The organism is Pseudomonas sp. GW821-FHT11G12, from assembly GCF_058808055.1.
This window is the reverse complement of record NZ_JBXARH010000006.1, coordinates 129,682-150,113: the sequence shown is the minus strand read 5'-3', so window position 1 is coordinate 150,113 and position 20,432 is coordinate 129,682. Positions and strand designations below refer to the sequence as shown.

15 protein-coding genes and 1 tRNA gene are annotated in these 20,432 nt (G+C 60.3%); 4 read left to right on the top strand and 12 right to left on the bottom strand.

Annotation, left to right across the window (positions count from 1 at the left end):
• Nucleotides 1–50: 50 nt before the first annotated feature.
• Genes AC1RR7_RS19155 through ptsP form a run of 3 tightly spaced genes read right to left on the bottom strand, consistent with a single transcriptional unit; the run spans nucleotide 51 to nucleotide 5,598 of the window.
• Nucleotides 51–1,784, bottom strand: a complete 1,734-nt coding sequence (locus AC1RR7_RS19155; RefSeq protein WP_102619408.1) for a PTS fructose-like transporter subunit IIB — start codon at nucleotides 1,782–1,784, stop codon at nucleotides 51–53.
• A gap of 11 nt (nucleotides 1,785–1,795) precedes the next feature.
• Nucleotides 1,796–2,737: a 1-phosphofructokinase gene (gene pfkB / locus AC1RR7_RS19150; RefSeq protein ID WP_493158180.1), complete on the bottom strand. Its 942-nt coding sequence runs from the start codon at nucleotides 2,735–2,737 to the stop codon at nucleotides 1,796–1,798.
• The gene (ptsP, locus tag AC1RR7_RS19145) at nucleotides 2,737–5,598 is read right to left on the bottom strand and encodes a phosphoenolpyruvate--protein phosphotransferase (protein WP_493158178.1); all 2,862 of its coding nucleotides are present in this window, start codon (nucleotides 5,596–5,598) and stop codon (nucleotides 2,737–2,739) included. The genes pfkB and ptsP overlap by 1 nt, the downstream gene beginning before the upstream one ends.
• Nucleotides 5,599–5,904: 306 nt before the next feature.
• On the opposite strand from ptsP, the gene cra reads away from it, so the two are divergent.
• Together cra and AC1RR7_RS19135 are read left to right on the top strand one after the other, a co-directional pair.
• Nucleotides 5,905–6,900 carry a catabolite repressor/activator gene (cra, locus tag AC1RR7_RS19140; RefSeq protein WP_102619405.1) on the top strand — a complete coding sequence of 332 codons (996 nt, stop codon included), beginning with the start codon at nucleotides 5,905–5,907 and terminating at the stop codon, nucleotides 6,898–6,900.
• Nucleotides 6,901–6,903: 3 nt separating this feature from the next.
• Nucleotides 6,904–7,680 carry a TatD family hydrolase gene (locus AC1RR7_RS19135; protein WP_102619404.1) on the top strand — a complete coding sequence of 259 codons (777 nt, stop codon included), beginning with the start codon at nucleotides 6,904–6,906 and terminating at the stop codon, nucleotides 7,678–7,680.
• Here the strand turns inward: AC1RR7_RS19135 and AC1RR7_RS19130 are convergent, their stop codons facing one another.
• The 5 genes from AC1RR7_RS19130 to AC1RR7_RS19110 form a co-directional block, all read right to left on the bottom strand.
• Complete coding sequence (locus tag AC1RR7_RS19130; protein ID WP_096818857.1) at nucleotides 7,681–8,070, bottom strand: hypothetical protein; 390 nt, start codon at nucleotides 8,068–8,070, stop codon at nucleotides 7,681–7,683.
• A 154-nt stretch (nucleotides 8,071–8,224) separates the two neighbouring features.
• Nucleotides 8,225–10,255, bottom strand: coding sequence for a methyl-accepting chemotaxis protein (locus AC1RR7_RS19125; RefSeq protein ID WP_493158176.1), 2,031 nt, complete (start codon nucleotides 10,253–10,255; stop codon nucleotides 8,225–8,227).
• A gap of 179 nt (nucleotides 10,256–10,434) precedes the next feature.
• Entirely contained in the window at nucleotides 10,435–11,268 is an 834-nt protein-coding gene (gene ampE, locus AC1RR7_RS19120; RefSeq protein ID WP_273539760.1) for a regulatory signaling modulator protein AmpE, read from the bottom strand.
• A complete protein-coding gene (gene ampD / locus AC1RR7_RS19115) occupies nucleotides 11,265–11,825 on the bottom strand; it encodes a 1,6-anhydro-N-acetylmuramyl-L-alanine amidase AmpD (protein WP_096818851.1) in 561 nt (186 codons plus the stop codon). Before ampD ends, ampE begins: the two co-directional genes overlap by 4 nt.
• A gap of 64 nt (nucleotides 11,826–11,889) precedes the next feature.
• Nucleotides 11,890–14,079, bottom strand: coding sequence for a DUF1631 domain-containing protein (locus AC1RR7_RS19110; RefSeq protein WP_273539757.1), 2,190 nt, complete (start codon nucleotides 14,077–14,079; stop codon nucleotides 11,890–11,892).
• 255 nt (nucleotides 14,080–14,334) lie between these two features.
• On the opposite strand from AC1RR7_RS19110, the gene nadC reads away from it, so the two are divergent.
• Nucleotides 14,335–15,183: a carboxylating nicotinate-nucleotide diphosphorylase gene (gene nadC, locus AC1RR7_RS19105; RefSeq protein ID WP_085711842.1), complete on the top strand. Its 849-nt coding sequence runs from the start codon at nucleotides 14,335–14,337 to the stop codon at nucleotides 15,181–15,183.
• 51 nt (nucleotides 15,184–15,234) lie between these two features.
• Here nadC and AC1RR7_RS19100 read toward each other — a convergent pair whose 3' ends face one another.
• Nucleotides 15,235–15,540 (bottom strand): DUF6388 family protein, encoded by a 306-nt coding sequence (locus AC1RR7_RS19100; protein WP_102619614.1) that lies wholly within the window; start codon nucleotides 15,538–15,540, stop codon nucleotides 15,235–15,237.
• Between the two features lie 276 nt (nucleotides 15,541–15,816).
• On the opposite strand from AC1RR7_RS19100, the gene AC1RR7_RS19095 reads away from it, so the two are divergent.
• Nucleotides 15,817–16,320, top strand: coding sequence for a hypothetical protein (locus tag AC1RR7_RS19095; protein ID WP_493065255.1), 504 nt, complete (start codon nucleotides 15,817–15,819; stop codon nucleotides 16,318–16,320).
• 129 nt (nucleotides 16,321–16,449) lie between these two features.
• Here the strand turns inward: AC1RR7_RS19095 and AC1RR7_RS19090 are convergent, their stop codons facing one another.
• The 3 genes from AC1RR7_RS19090 to pnp form a co-directional block, all read right to left on the bottom strand.
• Nucleotides 16,450–17,751 (bottom strand): acyltransferase family protein, encoded by a 1,302-nt coding sequence (locus tag AC1RR7_RS19090; protein ID WP_493158174.1) that lies wholly within the window; start codon nucleotides 17,749–17,751, stop codon nucleotides 16,450–16,452.
• A 178-nt stretch (nucleotides 17,752–17,929) separates the two neighbouring features.
• A tRNA-Thr gene (locus AC1RR7_RS19085) sits at nucleotides 17,930–18,005 on the bottom strand.
• Between the two features lie 129 nt (nucleotides 18,006–18,134).
• The gene (gene pnp, locus AC1RR7_RS19080; RefSeq protein WP_096818846.1) at nucleotides 18,135–20,240 is read right to left on the bottom strand and encodes a polyribonucleotide nucleotidyltransferase; all 2,106 of its coding nucleotides are present in this window, start codon (nucleotides 20,238–20,240) and stop codon (nucleotides 18,135–18,137) included.
• Between the last annotated feature and the right edge of the window lie 192 nt (nucleotides 20,241–20,432).

Here is a 20,432-nt window from a genome sequence, read left to right as displayed (position 1 = left end):
CCTGAAAAAAGGAAAACTTAACCATCACCAGATGAAGCGGGTATGACACCTCAGGCGTTGGCGGGCGCCAGCGCCAGTTCGACGGCTTCCGGCCGCTTGACCAGCGCATACACCACCGCCGTCAGCAGGCTGCCCGCGACGATTGCCAGCAGATACAACAGCGCATGGTTGATCGCGTTCGGGATCGCCAGCACAAACAGGCCACCGTGCGGCGCCATCAGCTTGCAGCCGAAGTACATCGACAGCGCACCGGTCAGCGCACCGCCGGCAATGCTCGCCGGGATCACCCGCAACGGGTCTTTCGCGGCAAACGGAATCGCCCCTTCGGAAATGAAGCACAAGCCCAGCACCAGCGCCGCCTTACCCGCCTCGCGTTCAGTCTGGGCGAACTTGCGCCGAGCGATGAAGGTGGCGATACCCAGACCGATCGGCGGCACCATGCCGGCGGCCATGGTCGCGGCCATCGGAGCATAACTCTGCGAGGCCAGCAGCCCCACCGAGAACGCATAGGCGGCCTTGTTGATCGGCCCGCCGAGGTCGACACACATCATGCCGCCCAGCAGCACACCGAGCAGGATCGCGTTGGTGGTGCCCATGCTGTCGAGGAAATGCGTCAGCGCCGCGAGCATCCCGGCCACCGGTTTGCCGACCACGTAAATCATCACCAGCCCGGTGATCAGACTGGCGAACAGCGGGATGATCAGAATCGGTTTCAGCGCTTCCAGACTCTGCGGCAACGCCACATAACGACTGATCAGCTTCGCCGCATAACCAGCGATGAAACCGGCGACGATCCCGCCGATGAATCCGGCGCCCAGGGTGCTCGCCAGCAAACCGCCGATCATCCCCGGCGCCAGACCCGGACGGTCAGCAATCGAGTAGGCGATGTAACCGGCCAGCAACGGCACCATCAATTTGAACGCGGTCTCGCCACCGATCTGCATCAGCGCCGCCGCCAGCGTGCCTTCTTCCTTGAACGCGGTGATGCCGAACACGAACGACAAGGCGATCATCAAGCCGCCCGCCACCACCATCGGCAGCATGAACGACACACCGGTCAGCAGGTGTTTGTAAACGCCGGTTTTCTCTTGTTTGGCCGGGGCCTTGCCGTCGCTCGCGGCGCTTTCCTGCTTGCCTTCGGCCAGGGCTTTTTTCAGCGTGGCCTCGGATTGCTTCAGCGCGATTCCGGTGCCGCAGCGGTAGATTTTCTTGCCGGCGAAACGCTCGGTGGCGACTTCGATATCCGCTGCCAGCAGCACCACCTCGGCCTCGGCAATTGCCGTCGCGCTCAGTGGATTTCGCGCGCCGACCGAGCCCTGGGTTTCCACTTGAAACTCATAGCCCAGGCGCTTGGCCGCTTGCTGCAAGGCTTCGGCCGCCATGAAGGTATGGGCGACGCCGGTCGGGCACGCGGTGACAGCGACGATGCGAGGTGCGCGTTGCTCAGCGGCCGTCGGTGCAACTTCGCTGGCAACATGAATTTCGGCTTCTTCGGCACCGCGACGCAGCACCGCTTCGACATCCTGCAGCGCTTGCGCCGGGGCAATCCTGTAGACCCGTTTGCCGACGAATCGAGTCATGTCGACCGATCCGGTGGTCACCAGCAACACCCACTCCGCCGCCTCGATCGTCGCCGCCGACAATTCGCGTTCCGGATGCGCCGCATCCACCACTTCGACGCTGGTGCTCCAGCCCTGACGCTGGGCCGCAGCATCCAGCAACCGGGCGCACAGCACACTGGTGACCATGCCGTTCGGGCAGGCCGTGACAATGGCTAACTTCATGACAAACCCTCTTATTGTTCTGTCAGGGGACGCACGCGCACGCCCTGTTCGAGCTGCGTCAGTTGCGCAGCATCGTGAATACCGAATCCGATCTGGGTCACCGCCTGCGCCGCAATCGCCGTGGCCGTGCGCAGGGTTTGCTCCGGCGTATCGGCGCTAAGCAGACCGTGCAGCATGCCAGCCAGCAACGAATCGCCGGCACCGACCGTACTGGCGACGCTGACCTTCGGTGGCGTGGCGTGCAACGCCGAGCCGACACTGAACCAGTTCACACCCTCGGCACCATGGGAAATCACCACATGCTCGATGCCTTGAGCGTGCAGCCGATTGGCTGCTTCGGCCTGAGACGCGTGCGACACCACTTCACAGCCGAGCGCATCCGCCAGCTCTTCGGTGTTCGGTTTGATCAGCCAAGGACCGGCCTTGAGTGCCGTGCGCAGCGCTTCGCCGCTGGTGTCCAACGCGACTTTCAGGCCCAGCCCCTTCAGGCGCTCGATCAACTCACACAACCACTTCGCACTGACCCCGCGCGGCAGACTGCCGGCGACCACCACCGCGTCATGCCCCGGTGCAATCTGCACCAGACGCTCCAGCAACGCCTGTTGCGCCACCACGCCGACCACCGGGCCCGGGCCGTTGATGTCGGTGATGCGTCCGTCCTGTTCCGCGACCTTGATGTTGCTGCGGGTCTCGCCCGGCACGCGGATGAAGGCGTCGACAAAACCACGCTTGGCGAACAGGGTTTCGAACGCCTGCAGATTGTCTTCACCGAGAAAGCCGCTGACCGTCAGTTGATGACCGAGGTCGGCCAGCACTTGCGCGACGTTGACGCCCTTGCCGGCGGCGTGAGTGTGCATTTCGTCGCTGCGATTGACCTGACCGGATTCCAGACGCGGCAACTGCACCGTGAGGTCCAGCGCCGGGTTGAGGGTCAGGGTAAGAATCTTGGCCATTACAGGGCCTCCACTAATGCGCGCACTTCATTGGCGCTGCCCACGGCCAGGGCTTGTTGAGCAAGGTTTTGCGTTTGCGTCAGGCTGAGTTCGCGGATGCGCGCCTTGACCTCGGCGATGCTGCGCCCGGAGACGCTCAGCTCATCCACACCAAGGCCGACCAGCACCGGCACCGCCAGCGGGTCCGCCGCCAGTTCGCCGCACACGCCGACCCATTTGCCGTGGGCATGAGCCGCGCGCACGGTGATGTCGATCAGTTGCAGCACCGCCGGGTGCAGGCCGTCAGCCTGGGCGGACAGGGTCGGATGACCGCGGTCGATGGCCAGAGTGTATTGCGTCAGGTCATTGGTACCGACGCTGAAGAAATCGACTTCTTTGGCCAGCACTGGCGCCAGCAACGCGGCGGACGGCACTTCGATCATGATCCCCAGTTGCAGGTCGGCGACCGGGATTTCCAGGCGCAGACGCTCGGTCATGTCGCGGGCCTGACGCCACTCGTCGACGCTGCCGACCATCGGGAACATGATCCGCAATGGACGGTTGTCCGCCGAGCGCAGCAAGGCGCGCAACTGCGCTTCCATGATCTGCGGACGCTGCAAGGTCAGGCGAATCCCGCGTACGCCGAGGAACGGGTTTTCTTCCTTGGCAATCGGCCAATACGGCAGCGGTTTATCGCCGCCGACGTCGAGGGTGCGCACCACCAGCGGTCGACCGGCGAGGCCGTCGAGGACGCGGCGGTATTCGGCTTCCTGAGTCGCCTCGTCCGGCGCCTGCGGGTGGGCCATGAAAATCAGCTCGGTGCGCAACAGACCGATGCCTTCGGCGCCCTGCTCCACCGCGCTGGTCACACCGGCGCTTTCGCCGATGTTGGCGAACACTTCCACGGCGTGGCCGTCGGTGGTGTGCGCCGGTTGATGGCGTTGTTCGGCGGCCGCTTTCAGACGTTGTTCGCGGGTGTCGCGTTCTTCGCTGGCGCGTTGCAGGGTCGCGGCATCGGCATCGACATGCAGGCGACCGCGCTGGCCATCGAGCAGCAACGGCGTGCCCGGTTTCAGCAGTAACACTGCTGCGCCAGCACCGACCAGCGCCGGAATCCCCAGCGCGCGCGCCACGATGGCGCTGTGAGCGGTAGCGCCACCACGGGCAGTGAGAATCCCCGCGACCCGCGCCGGATCCAGCCGCGCGACGTCGGACGGGCCGACCTCATCCATCACCAGAATGTACGGCTGCTCAGGCTCGGTGGGCGTCTGCACGCCGCACAGTTGCGCCAGCACTCGACGACCGATGTCGCGCAGGTCGGCAGCACGTTCGGCGAGCAAGGCGTCCTGCAACGCTTCCTGTTGATTTGCGGCGGCCTCGATCACCGCCATCCACGCTGCCTCGGCGCTTTCGCCTTGCTTGAGGCGGGTGTCGACTTCGTCGGTGAGCTCCGGGTCGTCGAGCATTTCCTGGTGGGTGATGAAAATTTCGCGGATTGCCTTGGCCTTGCTGCGCTCGATCAGGCCCTGGATGTCCTGACGCACGTCGGCCAGGGCATTTTTCAGACGCTCGCGCTCGATGGCGGCAGACTCACCGCGCAACGGGTAATCAATGGTTTGCTGGACCTGAATGTGCGCCGGGCCGATGGCAATGCCGGGGGCGGCGGGAATGGCTTGCAGCAGGCTGCCGGAGGTCGGGGCGCTCAAGACTTCGGCGATGTCGGCGATCACTTCACGTTGTTGGCTCACGGCCGGCAACGGTTCGACCTCTTCGCCGAGGCCTTCTTCGATGGCCGCCAGCAAGGCCGGCAAGGCGTCGGCGGCGATGCTCGGCTCGGCGATGATTTCCAGCACCTGGCCGCGACGGGCGCCGAGGCTCAGCAGTTTGCTCAGGCTCTTCACCGACACGGCGCTGTCCTGGCCGTCGACGATGCGGATGCGAATCTCACCGTCAAAACGCTTCGCCAGTTGGGCGAGGATCTTCGCCGGCCGCGCATGCAAACCATGGGCGTTGGCCAGTGCGATACGCGCACTCGGCCAGTCCGCAGGCAACTCGCCGCCGAGCACTTCGAGGACTTTGCGGCTGCTGGTGGCGCGGCCCAGTTCATGGCCGCGACCTTCGATCAGCAACGCGCACAAACGCTCCAGCAACGCCTGATGCGCTTCGCCGAGGCTGGCCAGGCAAAACAGACCGCTGAGTGGCTGACCGAGGTAACGCATCGGCTTGTCCGGAGTGACGAAGGCCAGGCCCGGACGCTTCACGGTCTGCTCGCTGTGCAGCCACCACAGGCCATCACCCAGCGGCAGCGCTTCGACTTGCTGCAGCACGCCGGCAAAACCGTTGCTCACGCAATCGGCCTGACGCAGCAGACGTGCACCACGCCAGACCAGTTCTTCGAAATCGTCGGCGGAGACCCCGAGGCCGATCATCTGCGCATCCAGCGCCAGTTCCTGTGGCGCGCCTTGCAACAGTTTCAGCAGCGCTTCGGGCGAACTGGCGCGGCGCAGGGCCTGGCCCAGATCGGTTTCGCCGAGGGCGCGGGTGAGCAATTGCAGCAGGCGCAGGTGTTCGTCGGATTTGGCCGCGATGCCGATGGCCAGATAGACGATCTGGCCGTCGCCCCAATCCACGCCGTCGGGAAACTGCATCAGCCGCACGCCGGTGGCAAACACCTGATCGCGGGTTTCGGGCGTGCCATGCGGGATCGCAATGCCTTGGCCGAGAAAGGTCGAGCCCTGGGCTTCCCGCGCCTGCAAACCAGCAAGGTAACCGTCGGCGACCAGACCATCGGCCACCAGATGATCGGCCAGCAATTGCAGGGCAGCGGGTTTATCCACAGCCGATTGGCCCATGGATATCTGCTCTATAGTGAGCTCGAGCATGCGTTCTCCTTTTTGGCGTCACGGGGCGCCAGGTATTGTTTTGAATGGTTCCAGCTTAGGCGCTTGTGCGCTTCCCTTTCAGGAGGCAGTTTTGGCGGTTTCACGGCAGCACCGGCCAAAGGCGTCTAAAACGTAGAAAATACGCTTGCTGAAACGTTTAATCTAGATTGATCGGCACGTTACTCGATAATGTCTCATCCTTGAAGTCCAACTTGTCGGATGCGCTGCGACAATGGTCGCCTGCCTGAATCGGGTAGGATTGGCGAAAATGTGGCGGCAAGCTCGAAAAAACAAGGAAATCCCGGGTTGAAACTCAGTGATATCGCGCGGTTGGCCGGAGTGTCCGTGACCACCGCCAGCTACGTCATCAACGGCAAGGCCGAACAGCAACGCATCAGCACCGCAACCGTCGAGCGGGTGCGAGCGGTGGTCGACCAGCACGGCTTTACCCCCAATCCCCAGGCGGCCGGGCTGCGCAGTCGGCACACCCGGACCCTGGGTTTCATCCTGCCGGACCTGGAAAACCCCAGTTACGCGCGGATCGCCAAGCTGCTGGAACAAGGCGCCCGAGCGCGGGGCTATCAGTTGCTGATCGCCAGTTCCGACGATGCGCCGGACAGCGAACGGCAACTGCTGCAACTGTTCCGCGCCCGGCGCTGCGATGCGTTGATCGTTGCCAGTTGCCTGCCGGCCGGTGATGACAGTTATCGCCAGTTGCAGGCCAAGGGTTTGCCGGTCATCGCCATCGACCGAGTGATGGACCCCGAGCACTTCTGCTCGGTGGTCAGCGACGACCGCGAGGCCAGCCTGCACCTGACCGAAAGCCTGCTCGACCCGCAGCCAAAACAGATCGTGCTGCTGGGCGCCCGCCCGGAACTGAGCATCAGCCAGGAACGCGCTGCCGGCTTCAAACAGGCTCTCACGGGCTTCAAAGGCGAAGTGCTGATCGAGCACGCCGAGTCCTTCAGCCGCGAATGCGGCAAGCAATTGATGGAAGAACTCCTGCAACGCCTCGGGCATTTGCCCGATGCGCTGGTGACCACGTCCTACGTGCTGTTGCAGGGTGTGTTCGATGCGCTGCATGACTTCCCGCTGAAAAACCGCCCGCTGCGCCTTGGCACATTTGGCGACACCCAGTTGCTGGACTTCCTGCCGCTGCCGGTCAACGCCATGGCCCAGCAGCACCAGCTGATCGCCGACAAGGCGCTGGCACTGGCGCTGGCGGCGGTCGAGCAAGCGGATTACCAGCCTGGCGTGCAAGCCATCGCCCGTACCTTCAAGCAGCGTATTCATCGGGACTGAACCGTGGAGCTGATCGACAGCCACACCCACCTGGACTTTCCCGACTTCGACGCCGACCGTGCGGCGTTGCTGGCTGAAAGCCGTGCCCTCGGGGTACGGCGGATGGTGGTGCTGGGGGTGTATGAGGGCAACTGGCAGCGGGTGTGGGATCTGGTGCAAAGCGATCCCGACCTGTACGCGGCTTTCGGCTTGCACCCGGTCTATCTCGATCAGCATCGGCCAGAAGATTTGCTTGCACTGGGCGATTGGCTGACACGGCTGCGCGGTCATCGGCAACTGTGCGCTGTCGGCGAAATCGGACTGGATTACTTCATCGAAACCCTCGACCGCGAACGCCAGCAAGCGCTATTCGACGCGCAACTGCAACTGGCAGCGGATTTCGAATTACCGGCGTTGATTCATGTGCGGCGCAGTCATGCGGCGGTGATCGCCACGCTCAAGCGCTTCAAGCTCAAGCGCGGGGGCATCATCCATGCCTTCGCCGGCAGTCGTGAAGAGGCGCGGGAATACATCAAGCTCGGCTTCAAACTCGGCCTCGGTGGCGCACCCACCTGGCCCCAGGCCTTGCGCATGCATCGGGTGCTGGCCGACTTGCCACTGGGTTCGGTGGTGCTTGAAACCGACTCACCGGACATGGCGCCCGCCATGTACCCCGGCGTGCGCAATACACCGGCGCATTTGCCGGCCATCTGCACGGCACTTGCCGGGTTGATGAACGTCACTGCAGAACAACTCGCCGAGGCCAGCACTGCCAACGGCTGCGAAGTGTTCGGCTGGTAGTCAGTCGTCGAGGGACCTGACGGCGTCGAGCGTCAGGGTCATGTGTTGGCGGTGGTGAACCAGGCGCATCAGTGCGAAGTACACGAAAATCACGATCAAAGAGGCATTCAACTGTTCCGTCACGTTGAGCAGCCCGATCCATTCCATCACCAGCGCCACCAGCAACGCGGTGCACACCGTCAACGATGCACTGAAGCGCAACCAGCCCAGCGAATCGAGGGACCTGAAGCGTCTGATCTGTTTCGGGCAGCGCAGCTCCAGGCTTTTCTGGCAGTGGGCACAGGTGAACGGTTCATTGATCGCGATGGCATTCAGTTGCCAGGGTTTGAGCAGCAGCGTGGTCTGACAATGGGCACAGCGGCCCTGGACTCCCAGGGTTGCAACAGACATGCGTGGCCTCCTCCAAACGGTCAGTTGATGTGATCTTGATCCATTGAAGACGAAAAATCAGAGCACGGAGGAAATCAGGAAATTGCTTACAAACGTAAGCAAAGAAGTACTACAAATTATTCCGACAAACCTGCCTCCTGAGAGGCAGACTCGTTCAGACCCGGAAGGCGCTGATCAACTGCTTCAACTCAACCACCTGCGCCGACAGGGCACGACTCGCGTTTTCGGTCTGATAGGCACCTTCGGCCGTGCGCTCACCGGCGCGGTTGATCTCGACGATGTTCTGGTCGATGTCATGGGCGACAGCAGTCTGCTGCTCCACGGCAGCCGCGATCTGCTGGTTCTGATCGACGATCATGCCTACCGCACCGAGGATGTTTTCCAGCGCTTGCTGGACCTTTTCCGACTGCCCAACCGTGCCGTTGGCCATCGAATGACTGACACCCATGGCCTTCACTGCTGCGCCGACCCCGCCGTGAAGCCTGGCGATCATCTGCTCGATTTCTTCGGTCGATTGTTGAGTGCGTTTGGCCAGGGTCCGAACCTCGTCCGCCACCACGGCAAAGCCCCGCCCCTGTTCCCCGGCCCGCGCCGCCTCGATCGCCGCGTTGAGGGCCAGCAGATTGGTCTGCTCGGCGATGCTCTTGATCACCTCCAGCACCCGGCTGATCGACTGGCTGTCGCTGGCCAACTGGTTGATCACCAGCACCGACTGATCAATCTCGCTGGCCAGTGCCGCGATGCTGCCCTGTTGCGACTCCACCAGGCCACGTCCGCTGATGGTTTCGTCGTTGACGCTGTGGGCGCTGCTCACCGCAGCCGCCGCACTGCGGGCGACTTCCTGCGAGGTGGCCGACATCTGGTTCATGGCCGTAGCCACTTGTTCGATCTGGGTGCGCTGTCCGGCCACGGCCTGATTGCTTTGCGCCGAGACGTTTTCCACTTGCCCGGCCTGACGCTCGACTTCGCCGACGGTATGCCCGACCCGCTCGATCAGGTCGTGGATCTTGCGCACCGTGCCATTGAACACTTCCCCCAGTTCGCCCAGTTCATCGCAGCTATGGGCTACGAAGTTGACCGTCATGTCCCCGGCGGCGACTTTGTCCATCATCGCGCCAAGGCGTTTGAGCGTGGTGCGGGTCGAGGCGTAGAAGCCGCCATAGAGATAGAAAATCAACACGAACACCACCGACAGCGCCACGGCCTGCAACACCATGTGCGTGCGGTTCTGCGCCAGACGCTGCTGCAATTGGGTATCGAGGAATTTCAGGGTGGCTTCGTTGAGCTGGTAAGTCCGGTCCATCAGGCCCGTGACCTGATCATAAAACGCCTGCCACGGCGCATCGAGGGTCTCGGCGACCACCACTTGCTCTTCGAATATTTCGCTGGCCTGCTTCAGCGAGGCCTTGCTGGCGTCGGCCACGGCACTCAGCGAATCCCGTGCGGCCTTGCTTGAGCCCAGCGCATCCTGCAATTTCAGCCCGTACTCGCCCTGAAGTTTTTCGATCTGTGCCAGCAGCTCATCGAACCGGGTGCTGGAGGAACTGTTGAGAAACCCTTGCCCCAACGAGAAAGAGCCCACGGCCCGGCCTTCGCCGAGGGTCTGGGTGATGGCCGGCGTGATGGCTGTGACCAGCTCGCTGAGTTGGCGAATGTCACTCTGGGTGTCGCGGCTCAGACCGGCCTGGCTGGCGATGATCTGGCTGAAAATCTGTGCGCTGCCGAGCAGCTTGCCGATCAGCGCACTTTTGCTTTGCAGGGAGTTTTCCGCTTGCTGGGCCTTGAACGCGGTAATCATCTCATCGCGCTTGGCATCGAAGACCTTGATCTGCTCCGGGTCCTCGGTCATGGCCGTCAGCCCTTGCAGGCGCGCCAGTACGTTTTGCTCAAGGCCAGTGATTTGCGCTTCGACATTACCGGCCTTGCCCGACTGGCCGAGGGTGACGTTGATCTGCACCAGGTTGTTGAGGGTTTCCAGATCCCGACGCAGGGTCAGGCTGCTGCCCAGCAGGTCGAGGCTTTGCAACTCCACCCGGGTGCCCTGGAATTCGCGATAGGAATCGCGCACCAGATAGAAGTTGGTCACCAGCATCGGTACCAGGAACAGCACGCTGATCAGGCTGAACTTCATGCCGAAGCTCAAGCGGTTCATCAGCGAGACGGCGGGATAGAGCAAGCTCTTCACTGGAAGTCTCCCTTGGTTTTTTCTTGTTTTTATTGGCAGGCGCGGGGCGACAGCAGATAGCCACTATCGGGCGCTATCTCTGTATAGCTCAAATCGAAGGGAGGTTTTGTAACTTAAGGTTAACGAGGGGGATTGCCCCCCTCGCTACACGCATGGACTACAACAGGACGACAGAAGTGCTAGTGCAGCACGGTCCACAGCGCAAATCCGGCATACCACAACACGGCGGCACGCAGCAGCAATTCCCACAGGCAATCGAGGGTGTTGATGCCTTCCGGGCCGACGGCGGCGGGCGGGATTTCCCCGGCAGCCAGACCGACCTTGTTGATCAATTGCGCGGCGCTGATGTTCCAGTTCAACAGTTCATGCAGCATGACCCGGCTGACCGCAACAAAGTTGCCGACCAGGGCGAAACTCGCCGCCAGCAGGCGCACCGGCACCCAGTCGAACGCGTGCCGCAGTTGCCCTGCCCGCTCGGCCAGTGCCGGGTTCTGCGCGTTTTCTTCAGCCAGCGCCAGCAGGCGATAGCTCAGCGCGGCAACCGGACCGAGCAGGAAGTACCAGAAAATCACTGCAAAGAAGCTCTGGTAGGCCTGCCACAACAGATGGCGCTGCACTTGCTCCAGCAATTGCTCTCCACTTTCGGCACAGATATCCAGATCGCGTTTGGCCACATGGGCGGCGGCCTGCAAGTCTTCCCGGCGCCAGGCATCGCGGAACGGGCCCAGACCGCCGAGCAGATCGCCGCGACCCAGGCTGTAAATCACCACCAGCAGATGCACTGGCAGGGCCAGCAAGCCGTAGGCGACCGGATCCAGCACCACCAGCAGTAACCCCAGCAACGCCACCGGCAGGAGAACCAGAATGACCAGCACCAGCCACGGCCGTTTTGCCAGATTGCCGCTTTCAAGCTTGTGCAGTTCGCGGATCCATCCGCCATCGCGTTGAACCCGATGGCGCAGGGCCGAGAACTTCTCGATCCAGACCGCCAGCAGTAACACCAGAAAACTCATTGTCCTTCCTCTTGTGCCAGGGCGGCGCGGTAGCGTGCCCAGTCGAATGCGGGTCCAGGGTCGGTCTTGCGTCCGGGTGCGATATCGCTGTGCCCGCAGATACGTTCGACAGTGATCGCCGGAAACGCTTTTTGCAAATGGCGGGTCAGCACGATCAACGCCTGATACTGCGCATCGGTGAACGGCAGATCATCGGTACCTTCGAGTTCGATGCCCACAGAAAAATCGTTACAGGTTTCCCGCCCTTCGAACACCGAAACGCCGGCATGCCAGGCACGCTCAAGACAGGAGACAAACTGGGTGACCTTGCCGTCACGTTCGATCAGGAAATGCGCGGAGACGCGCAGGTCGGCGATCCCTGCAAAATAGGGATGCTCCGTGACATCCAGACGATTCTGGAAAAATTCCTGCACCTTGCCGGTGGCGAACTGCGCCGGCGGCAGGCTGATGTTGTGGATGACCAACAGGGACACTTCGCCCGCCGGGCGTTCATTGAAGTTGGGCGACGGGCAGACCTGCACCCCGTGACACCACCCGCTTGCGGGATCCAACTGCATACCGATTCCTTCAACGCCGACTGTGTTGGCGCCCAGTATGCCGTGATCGGCCCCTGGCGCGCGATCACTTGCCGCGATTGAGCCGCCGCAAGTTACCGAGCACCGACTCCAGCGCGCGGTCGAACAACAAGGTGTCATCCAGCGCCCGCACCGTCCCGCGACGGAACTCCATGGCCAGGGCGATGCGATTTCGCTCCTGCACTTTCATCCCGGTGCGGTCGACAAACACATACTTGCCGGTCGCCTCGATGATCGCCGCCAGTTTGCAGCGCAAGGTGTGTTCTTCATCTTCTTCGAACGCCACCCAACTGCCCAGACGCAATTGATCGACCTGGCGCAGGCTCGCCTCATCGGCCGGCAAACGCCCCGCGCCCAAGGTCAGATTGCCTTCGTCGGCGGTCTGCAGAACGATGGCCTGTGACACCTGGATCATCGGCGGCGATTCAACCTGATCCGGCTCGACGGAGGGCTGCAGCAAACGAACATGCAATGCTTCCAGCGCACTGAAAAACTCGCTGGTGGCGAACGGGTCGAAGGCGGAACTGCTCAGCCCGTCACGCAGCGACTTGAGCAAGCCCGGCACCAGCGACAGCAAGCGCAAGCCTGACTCGGCATCCTCGTGACGCTGCACACTCCAGATCAACTGCTCCATGGTCTGCACGTCGGCTTGCCATTCGGCGGACTGATCGCCGTGCTTGAGGCACGTCAGCAGCAACACCTTGCCCCAGGCCGTCTGAACGAAAGTCACCACCGACGGCGGCAGGACTTTGCCCAGCATCGCCTGGTTCAAGGCCTGTTCGACACGCAGGCGGGCCAGTTCGGTTTTCGCGCGGCCCTCTTCGGCATCGCGCAGACGCTGTTCAAGCAATTCACTGCGGCGGCGCTCGTCGCTGGTGAAGGTGAGAAAATCCGCCAGCAGCTCGGAGAAAATCGCCGGGTCATCGACGAAGTCCGTCAGCAGACGCTGCACCACTTGTTCGATGCGCAGATAGAGGCTGTCACGTGCATCGCCGTCGCACTCGCCCCAGCCCATGGCCGCTTCGGCGATTTCGTTGAGCAGGCGTCGCGCCGGGTGGCTGCTGCGGCTGAAAAAGCTCTTGTCGATCACCGCGACTTTCAACATCGGAATCTGCAACCGGGCGATCAACGCCTTGAGCGAATCCGGCAGGTTGCGGTCATCCAGAATGCAGTCGAAAACCATGGCGACCAGGTTGATCACATCCTCGTCGGCGCCACCGACGATCCGTGATTTACCGCTTTTCACGCTGACCCGGGTCAGCAATTGCTCTAGCTGATTGCGCAGATCGAAGTCTTCCTGCCCCGCCAGCGCCGGCACGTACTGCTGTAAATGCGAGAGCAGGCGCAACAGGTCGCGGGTGGAAATCGGCTGAGTCGCCGCGCTTGGCTCAAGGGTCGGCGCGACGCTGCCGCGCACGTGCATCAACAGTTCCTGGAGTGCGGCGAAAACCTCCTGCACACCCGCGTCCGCCGGGGATTGATCGAGATCGTCGAACTCGCTGTGTGCACTGGCCGAAGCATGATCCCTGGCGCGACGGGCCGGTGCCGGTTTCAGCTCCGGCAACACGCCTGTAGCGACCAACAGTTGATTGGCCTCCGCGAAGAGCTGGTCGGTATCGGCCAACACGTAGCGCTCGAACAGTTTGAGCAGGATCAGTTTGACCTTGATCTCCACGCCCAGATTGCGCCCGGCCTGCAGGAAGTACTCACACAGCATCGCCGGGCCCAGCGGGTTGTGTTGATCATCGAGGGATTTGCCCAGCAGCGCGCTGAGCCGCGCGGTCAATTGATCGAGGGCGAAACCGTCGCGATTCAGCACACGGCCGACCATGGTCTCGATCGCTACGCTGCGCTCCATGTCGTCGGTACGCGCCGTGGTGTCTTCGTACTGCAATGCATGAGACACGACATTCTGGGCGGGATCATATTGAGTGAGGCCGACAAAGGCCTCGAAGAATTGCTCGAGAAAGCCGCGCTCGATGTTCTTGCGCTTGAGGCGCAGGTCGCGCATGGCTTCGAAAAAGATGTTCTGTTCGACGTCGTTGCGCGCCCGGTCGGCCATTTCGAACAGCGTGTCGTCGGCATTATCGAACAGCTCCTGCAAACCGTTGCGCAGGCGCTGTGCAGCCTTGTCGCGAACCTGAAGCAGAATCACAGGCAGGCGGGCGAGCGGCGAGTGAGTCGCCTGATCGGTAGCAGCCTTGTGCAAAGGCACTACATTCCCGTCGTTGTGCATCCAAGCCTCCTGAAACGGTGATTTGCCGACGTCAAAGCTATGGCGTCAAATGCAAGGCGGATTATCTTGCAAAAGTTGTCTCCGGCGCCAGAGGCGTCAGGGTTTCCCCTAGACGCCGACGCCTTCAAGTGACCACCAGGGAATCGGGTTTGCTCAAAGAAATTCGACCGGATGCAAGCCAACGGGGAAGTTCTCGCCTTGGGTTGGTCGATGCCATGCCCCTATAATCGGGCCACTTAGTTTGTGGAGCCCGTTATGCCGAATCTACGTCTCGCCGATTTGACCGCCGAAATCGAAGCCAACGTGCGCCGTGCGTTGCTCGAAGACATCGGCAGCGGCGACATCACCGCGCAACTGATCCCGGCCGAACGCCTGGCCAAAGCCACCATCATCACCCGTGACGCTGCCGTGATCTGCGGCACAGCCTGGGTCGACACGGTGTTCCGTCAGCTCGATCCTCGGGTGGCGGTGCACTGGCAGGTACGCGATGGCGAACGGGTTTCGCCGAACCAGCCGTTGTTTCACCTGGAAGGCCCGGCCCGTTCGCTGCTGACCGGCGAACGCAGCGCCCTGAATTTTTTGCAGTTGCTGTCCGGCGTGGCCACCCGCGCGCAATACCTTGCGGACTTCGTCGCAGAAACCGACGTAAAACTGCTCGACACCCGCAAGACCCTGCCGGGCCTGCGTCTGGCGCAGAAGTACGCGGTCACCTGCGGCGGTTGCCATAACCATCGCATCGGCCTGTACGACGCGTTCCTGATCAAGGAAAACCACATCGCCGCCAGCGGCGGAATCCCGCAGGCCATTGCCGCCGCGCACAAGATCGCGCCGGGCAAACCAGTGGAAATCGAAGTGGAAAGCCTGGATGAACTGAAGGAAGCGCTGGCGGCCGGCGCCGACATCATCATGCTCGACGAACTGAGCCTCGATGACATGCGCGAAGCCGTGCGCCTGAACGGCGGCAAGGCGAAACTGGAGGCCAGTGGCGGCATCAACGAAAGCACGTTGCTGCCGATTGCACAGACCGGGGTGGATTACATCTCGATCGGTGCGATGACCAAGGATGTGAAGGCCGTGGACCTGTCGATGCGCCTGAGTCTCTGAATCGAGCGCGCAATAAAAAACGCCAGCCCTTTCGAGGCTGGCGTTTTTGTTTCAGACCACCAGATTGTTCATCTCGCAGTATTCTTCCCACTCGACGCCCAACACTTCAGCCGCCTCCCTGTGCAGCTCCAGACGCTTGGCCTCGAACTCTTCAGGGGTGCTGGTGTATTTGAGCGTCAGTTCCCACGGCTGCAATCCCTGGGCTTCGGCTTCGTCTTCGAACGCCCATTGGATCTGGTCTTTCTGCTCATCGGGACTCAGATCCTTGATCTCGTCCATCAGCTCCGACGCATCAAGTTTGTACTTTTCCAGCGCCTGTTCGTGCCTTTGCTCTTGGGTCAATTCTTTCACAGTCATGTCGTTCTCGCTGATCATGGGAATGGAAGATGGATCTGGATCATCAAGGATCTCTCTGACGCGGATTGTCCGGCCTTCGGAACCATTCGGGATCATCTGAAAACTGCTGGGCGATGCTCATGCAGACAACGAATATAGGACGTTTGGCGAGCGAATTACACGGGTCTTTACATCTCTCCCACAAAAAGTTGACCGGGGGAACATAAACCGGAATTCCAAGTCATAGCGATGTGCCATGTCGGCACTTACCTTCGCTGTTCACAAGGAAACCCAGTGATGCGCAGCTTTTCGAAGATTGCTTCTGTTGTGTCCGCCACCGCTCTGACCGCCCTGCTGGGCACCCTGGCCCTGCCGGCCAGCGCAATGGCAGTTGAACTGAGTAGCAGCAGCCCTTCCTATGGCGACCAGATCTCCGCCATTCACAACGATTTCGGCAAAGACGTAGTGATCAAGAGCGGCATCGGTGTCGAGGAACTGAAAAAGATGCGCGACACCGTCAACGAGCAGTCGCGTCAGATCGAAGAGTTCAAGCGCAGCAGCGGTTCCAGCTCAAGCTCCAGCGGCAGAGAAATCGACGATCTGAAGAACAAGGTCAAGGAACAGGACCGTCAGCTCGATACGCTGAGCCGTCAGGTCGAAGACCTCAAGCGCAACAGCGGCTCCAGCTCCAGTTCGAGCAACAGCGAAATCTCCAGCCTCAAACAGAAGCTCAATGATCAGGATCGCGCGATGGATCAGCTCAAACGCACCGTCGAGGAGTTGAGCCGCAAGGTGAAATAAGAGAAGTGGTGCCCGTATCAATTGAACCGTCCTGATAAGAAGCCAGAAGGTGTAAACCTTATTCAGGACGAGACACAAGATACAAAAAAGCCCGCGCGATGCGGGCTTTTCATTGAACGGGTTTCGGCGTCAGGCGGCAACCGCCTCCGGCTTCAACTCGACCGTGGCTGGCGCTTTCTTCGTCTTGTACATCCGAATGAAAGGATATTCCACCAGCAGTGAAACCAGATATGACAAGAACACACAGACGGAGATCAGCACCACGGATCGACCGTGGTGGGTGAAGGCCTCAAGCATCCACTTCAGAATTCCAACGTGACTATACCGATTCGTCATCTCAAGGAAGAAGATATGAACCAGGTATAGCGGGTAGGAAAGTCGAGCAAGCAGAACGATCGGCTTCGCTTGCAGCGGCATCCAATAAATCCCCAGTACCAGACAGGCACCAATTGCGCCGAGCAGCGTAGGCATCCAGATGGTGTCTCGCGTCATCAGAAAAGGTTTTGCCAGGAACTCGGGCTTTCCAAAGATATACATCATGAAGAGGAAGATCAGGGTCAGCGCCGCAGTAATCCACCAGGCGGACTGAGCTTTCACATCGCGGGCGAATCGAAGGTAGGCAGCAGCCAGAACGCCGATGACCAGCTCATCGTAACGAGAGTGGAACTGAATAAAACTTGCAAAGTGCCAACTTGAATCATCCGGCATGAAGCCGGAGGTCATCGCGACTCTGGTAGCGATACCCGATATAAACGCAACCACCAGTGCGGCAATCATTAACCACAGTCTTTTACCGGAAAGATACGAGACAAGGACAATTGCCAATGGCGCTACCAGATAGAACATTTCTTCGATTACGAGACTCCATGAACCGCCTGGAATGTAAGCGTCATTAACAGTAAAGAAACCTGGAAAGAAATAGGGACCGGTAGTTTGCAGAAACAACATACCAGAGAGAATACTTTTAACCCCTACGAAATCAAACACACCACCGGCCTTAAACAGAAAGCACAGCAGCATGATGAAATAATAAATTGGCAGGATGCGCAGAGCGCGTTTTTTGTAGAATTCGACGAAGTCAAAACTTCCTGACTTGACCTTGTCGAGAATGATACCTCCGATCAAAAAACCACTGATCACGAAAAAGATATCCACCCCTACCCACCCCATCGGAAGCATCTGGAAGTGGTAGACGGCCACCAGCATGACTGCCAGCGCCCTAAGAAAATCAATCCCTGGATAACTGCCTGCACCGGTCAAATACTCCCAGTGCTCCTTTATATACACCGTCACCCGCAAATCCTCTGAACACAGCAAATTTTTCAGAAATTGTACATTCAGGATGGCCGGCAAGCGATAAAAACAATGCCAGCCCATAAGTTCTTCAAGAGTGAAGGCTTCTAATTTCCGGTAGGCGTGATGCTGCCGCATCCCTGAATAAGCATGCCATTCGAGAACTCATCCGTCAGATCGCCTTTGGCAAAAACAAACATGGCATCGAAAGAGATGCTGCTTGTCAGATTCCACTGAGGGGCGCCACGATCGAGAACATTACTGTACTGGTTCCCGGTTGAGTGGACGATCTTTTGAATGCTGGCGAAGGTGAATCTGGTGCCCGAGACAGGAATCGAACCTGCGACCTTCGCGTTACGAGTGCGCTGCTCTACCGACTGAGCTACACGGGCGGTGGGCTAAACCTAGCACTGGTCTTGAAGGTCGGCAACTTCGCCGAATGACTCGATATTTCACGGACAAAAAAATGCCCCGCCGTTTTCACGGCGGGGCATTTTTATTGAGCTAAAGCGAAGGGGTGATTAAACGCCCGAAGCCTTGGCCGCTGCCACGTCTTTGATGGACAGTTTGATACGGCCGCGGTTGTCCACGTCCAGTACCAGTACTTCCACTTCCTGGCCTTCTTTCAGGATGTCGGTCACTTTCTCTACGCGAGCGTCGCTCAGCATCGAGATGTGAACCAGACCATCCTTGCCTGGCAGGATGTTGACGAATGCGCCGAAGTCGACGATGCGCTCAACCTTGCCGACGTAGATCTTGCCGATCTCGGCTTCTGCGGTGATACCCAGAACGCGCTGACGTGCAGCTTCAGCCGCTTCCTTGGTTTCGCCGAAGATCTTGATCGAACCGTCGTCTTCGATGTCGATCGAAGCCTTGGTTTCTTCGCAGATCGCACGGATGGTCGCGCCACCTTTACCGATAACGTCACGGATCTTGTCGGTGTCGATCTTCATCGCGATCATGGTCGGAGCGTTGGCCGACAGCTCGGTACGCGACTGGCCGATGATCTGGTTCATCTGGCCGAGGATGTTCAGGCGCGCTTCCAGGGCTTGGCCCAGAGCGATTTCCATGATCTCTTCGGTGATGCCCTTGATCTTGATGTCCATCTGCAGCGCGGTGACGCCTTTGGCGGTACCGGCTACTTTGAAGTCCATGTCGCCCAGGTGGTCTTCGTCACCCAGGATGTCAGTCAGAACAGCGAATTTCTCGCCTTCTTTAACCAGACCCATGGCGATACCGGCAACCGGTGCCTTCATCGGAACACCAGCGTCCATCAGGGCCAGGGAAGCGCCGCAAACGGAAGCCATCGAGCTCGAACCGTTGGATTCGGTGATTTCCGAAACCACACGGATGGTGTACGGGAACACGTCAGCAGCAGGCAGCATCGCCGAAACCGAACGACGGGCCAGACGGCCGTGACCGATTTCACGACGACCGGCACCACCCATACGACCACACTCGCCCACCGAGAACGGAGGGAAGTTGTAGTGCAGCATGAACGGGTCTTTTTTCTCGCCTTCCAGGGTGTCCAGCAGCTGTGCGTCACGGGCGGTGCCCAGAGTCGCGACTACCAGAGCCTGGGTTTCGCCACGGGTGAACAGCGCCGAACCGTGGGTCTTCGGCAGAACGCCGACTTCGATGTTCAGCGGACGCACGGTGCGGGTGTCGCGACCGTCGATACGTGGCTTGCCGTTTACGATGTTCTCGCGAACGGTGCGGTATTCGATTTCGCCGAAAGCGGCTTTAACGTCGGAAGCCGAAGGCTGGCCTTCTTCGCCGGACAGCTTGGCAACAACCTGATCCTTCAACTCACCCAGGCGAGCGTAACGGTCGGCCTTGATGGTGATGGTGTAAGCCTGGGAGATCGCTTCGCCGAACTCGGCACGGATAGCGCCCAGCAGTTCGGTGGCTTCTGGAGCAGGTGCCCAGGTCCAGGTTGGCTTGGCCGCTTCGGCAGCCAGTTCTTTGACAGCGTTGATCACAACCTGGAACTCGTCGTGAGCAAACAGTACCGCGCCCAGCATCTGGTCTTCGGTCAGCTCTTTGGCTTCCGATTCAACCATCAGCACGGCGTCCGAAGTACCGGCAACGACCATGTCCAGGCTCGAAGCAGCTTGCTGCTCGTAAGTCGGGTTCAGCAGGTAGCCGGTGCTTTCGTGGAAAGCAACGCGAGCGGCGCCGATCGGGCCGTCGAACGGAATGCCCGAGATCGCCAGGGCAGCCGAGGTACCGATCATCGCAGCGATGTCCGGATCGGTCTTCTTGCTGGTGGAAACGACGGTGCAGACAACCTGCACTTCGTTCATGAAACCTTCTGGGAACAGCGGACGGATCGGACGGTCGATCAGTCGGGAAGTCAGGGTTTCTTTCTCGGAAGGACGGCCTTCGCGCTTGAAGAAACCGCCAGGGATCTTACCGGCAGCGTAAGTCTTTTCCTGGTAGTGAACGGACAGAGGGAAGAAACCCTTGCCCGGATCGGCTTGCTTGGCACCGACTACGGTCACCAATACGCTGACGTCATCGTCAACGGTGACCAATACTGCGCCGGAGGCCTGACGGGCGATACGGCCAGTCTCGAGGGTAACGGTCGACTGACCGAACTGGAATTTTTTGATTACCGGGTTCACGGTGTCCTACCTTCTTTGTGGCTCTTGGGGGAACTGGTTTCTTGCGAAATTCTTGGGCAATGCCGGGAATCGGCCCGACGTCTGTCCGGGGTAAAACGTGTATCCAGATAAAACTTGAGGCTGGGAGCCTGCCATGCGCCAGCGGGAATCCCACTGACGCACGACAGACAACCAACCTCTAGCGCAATCGCT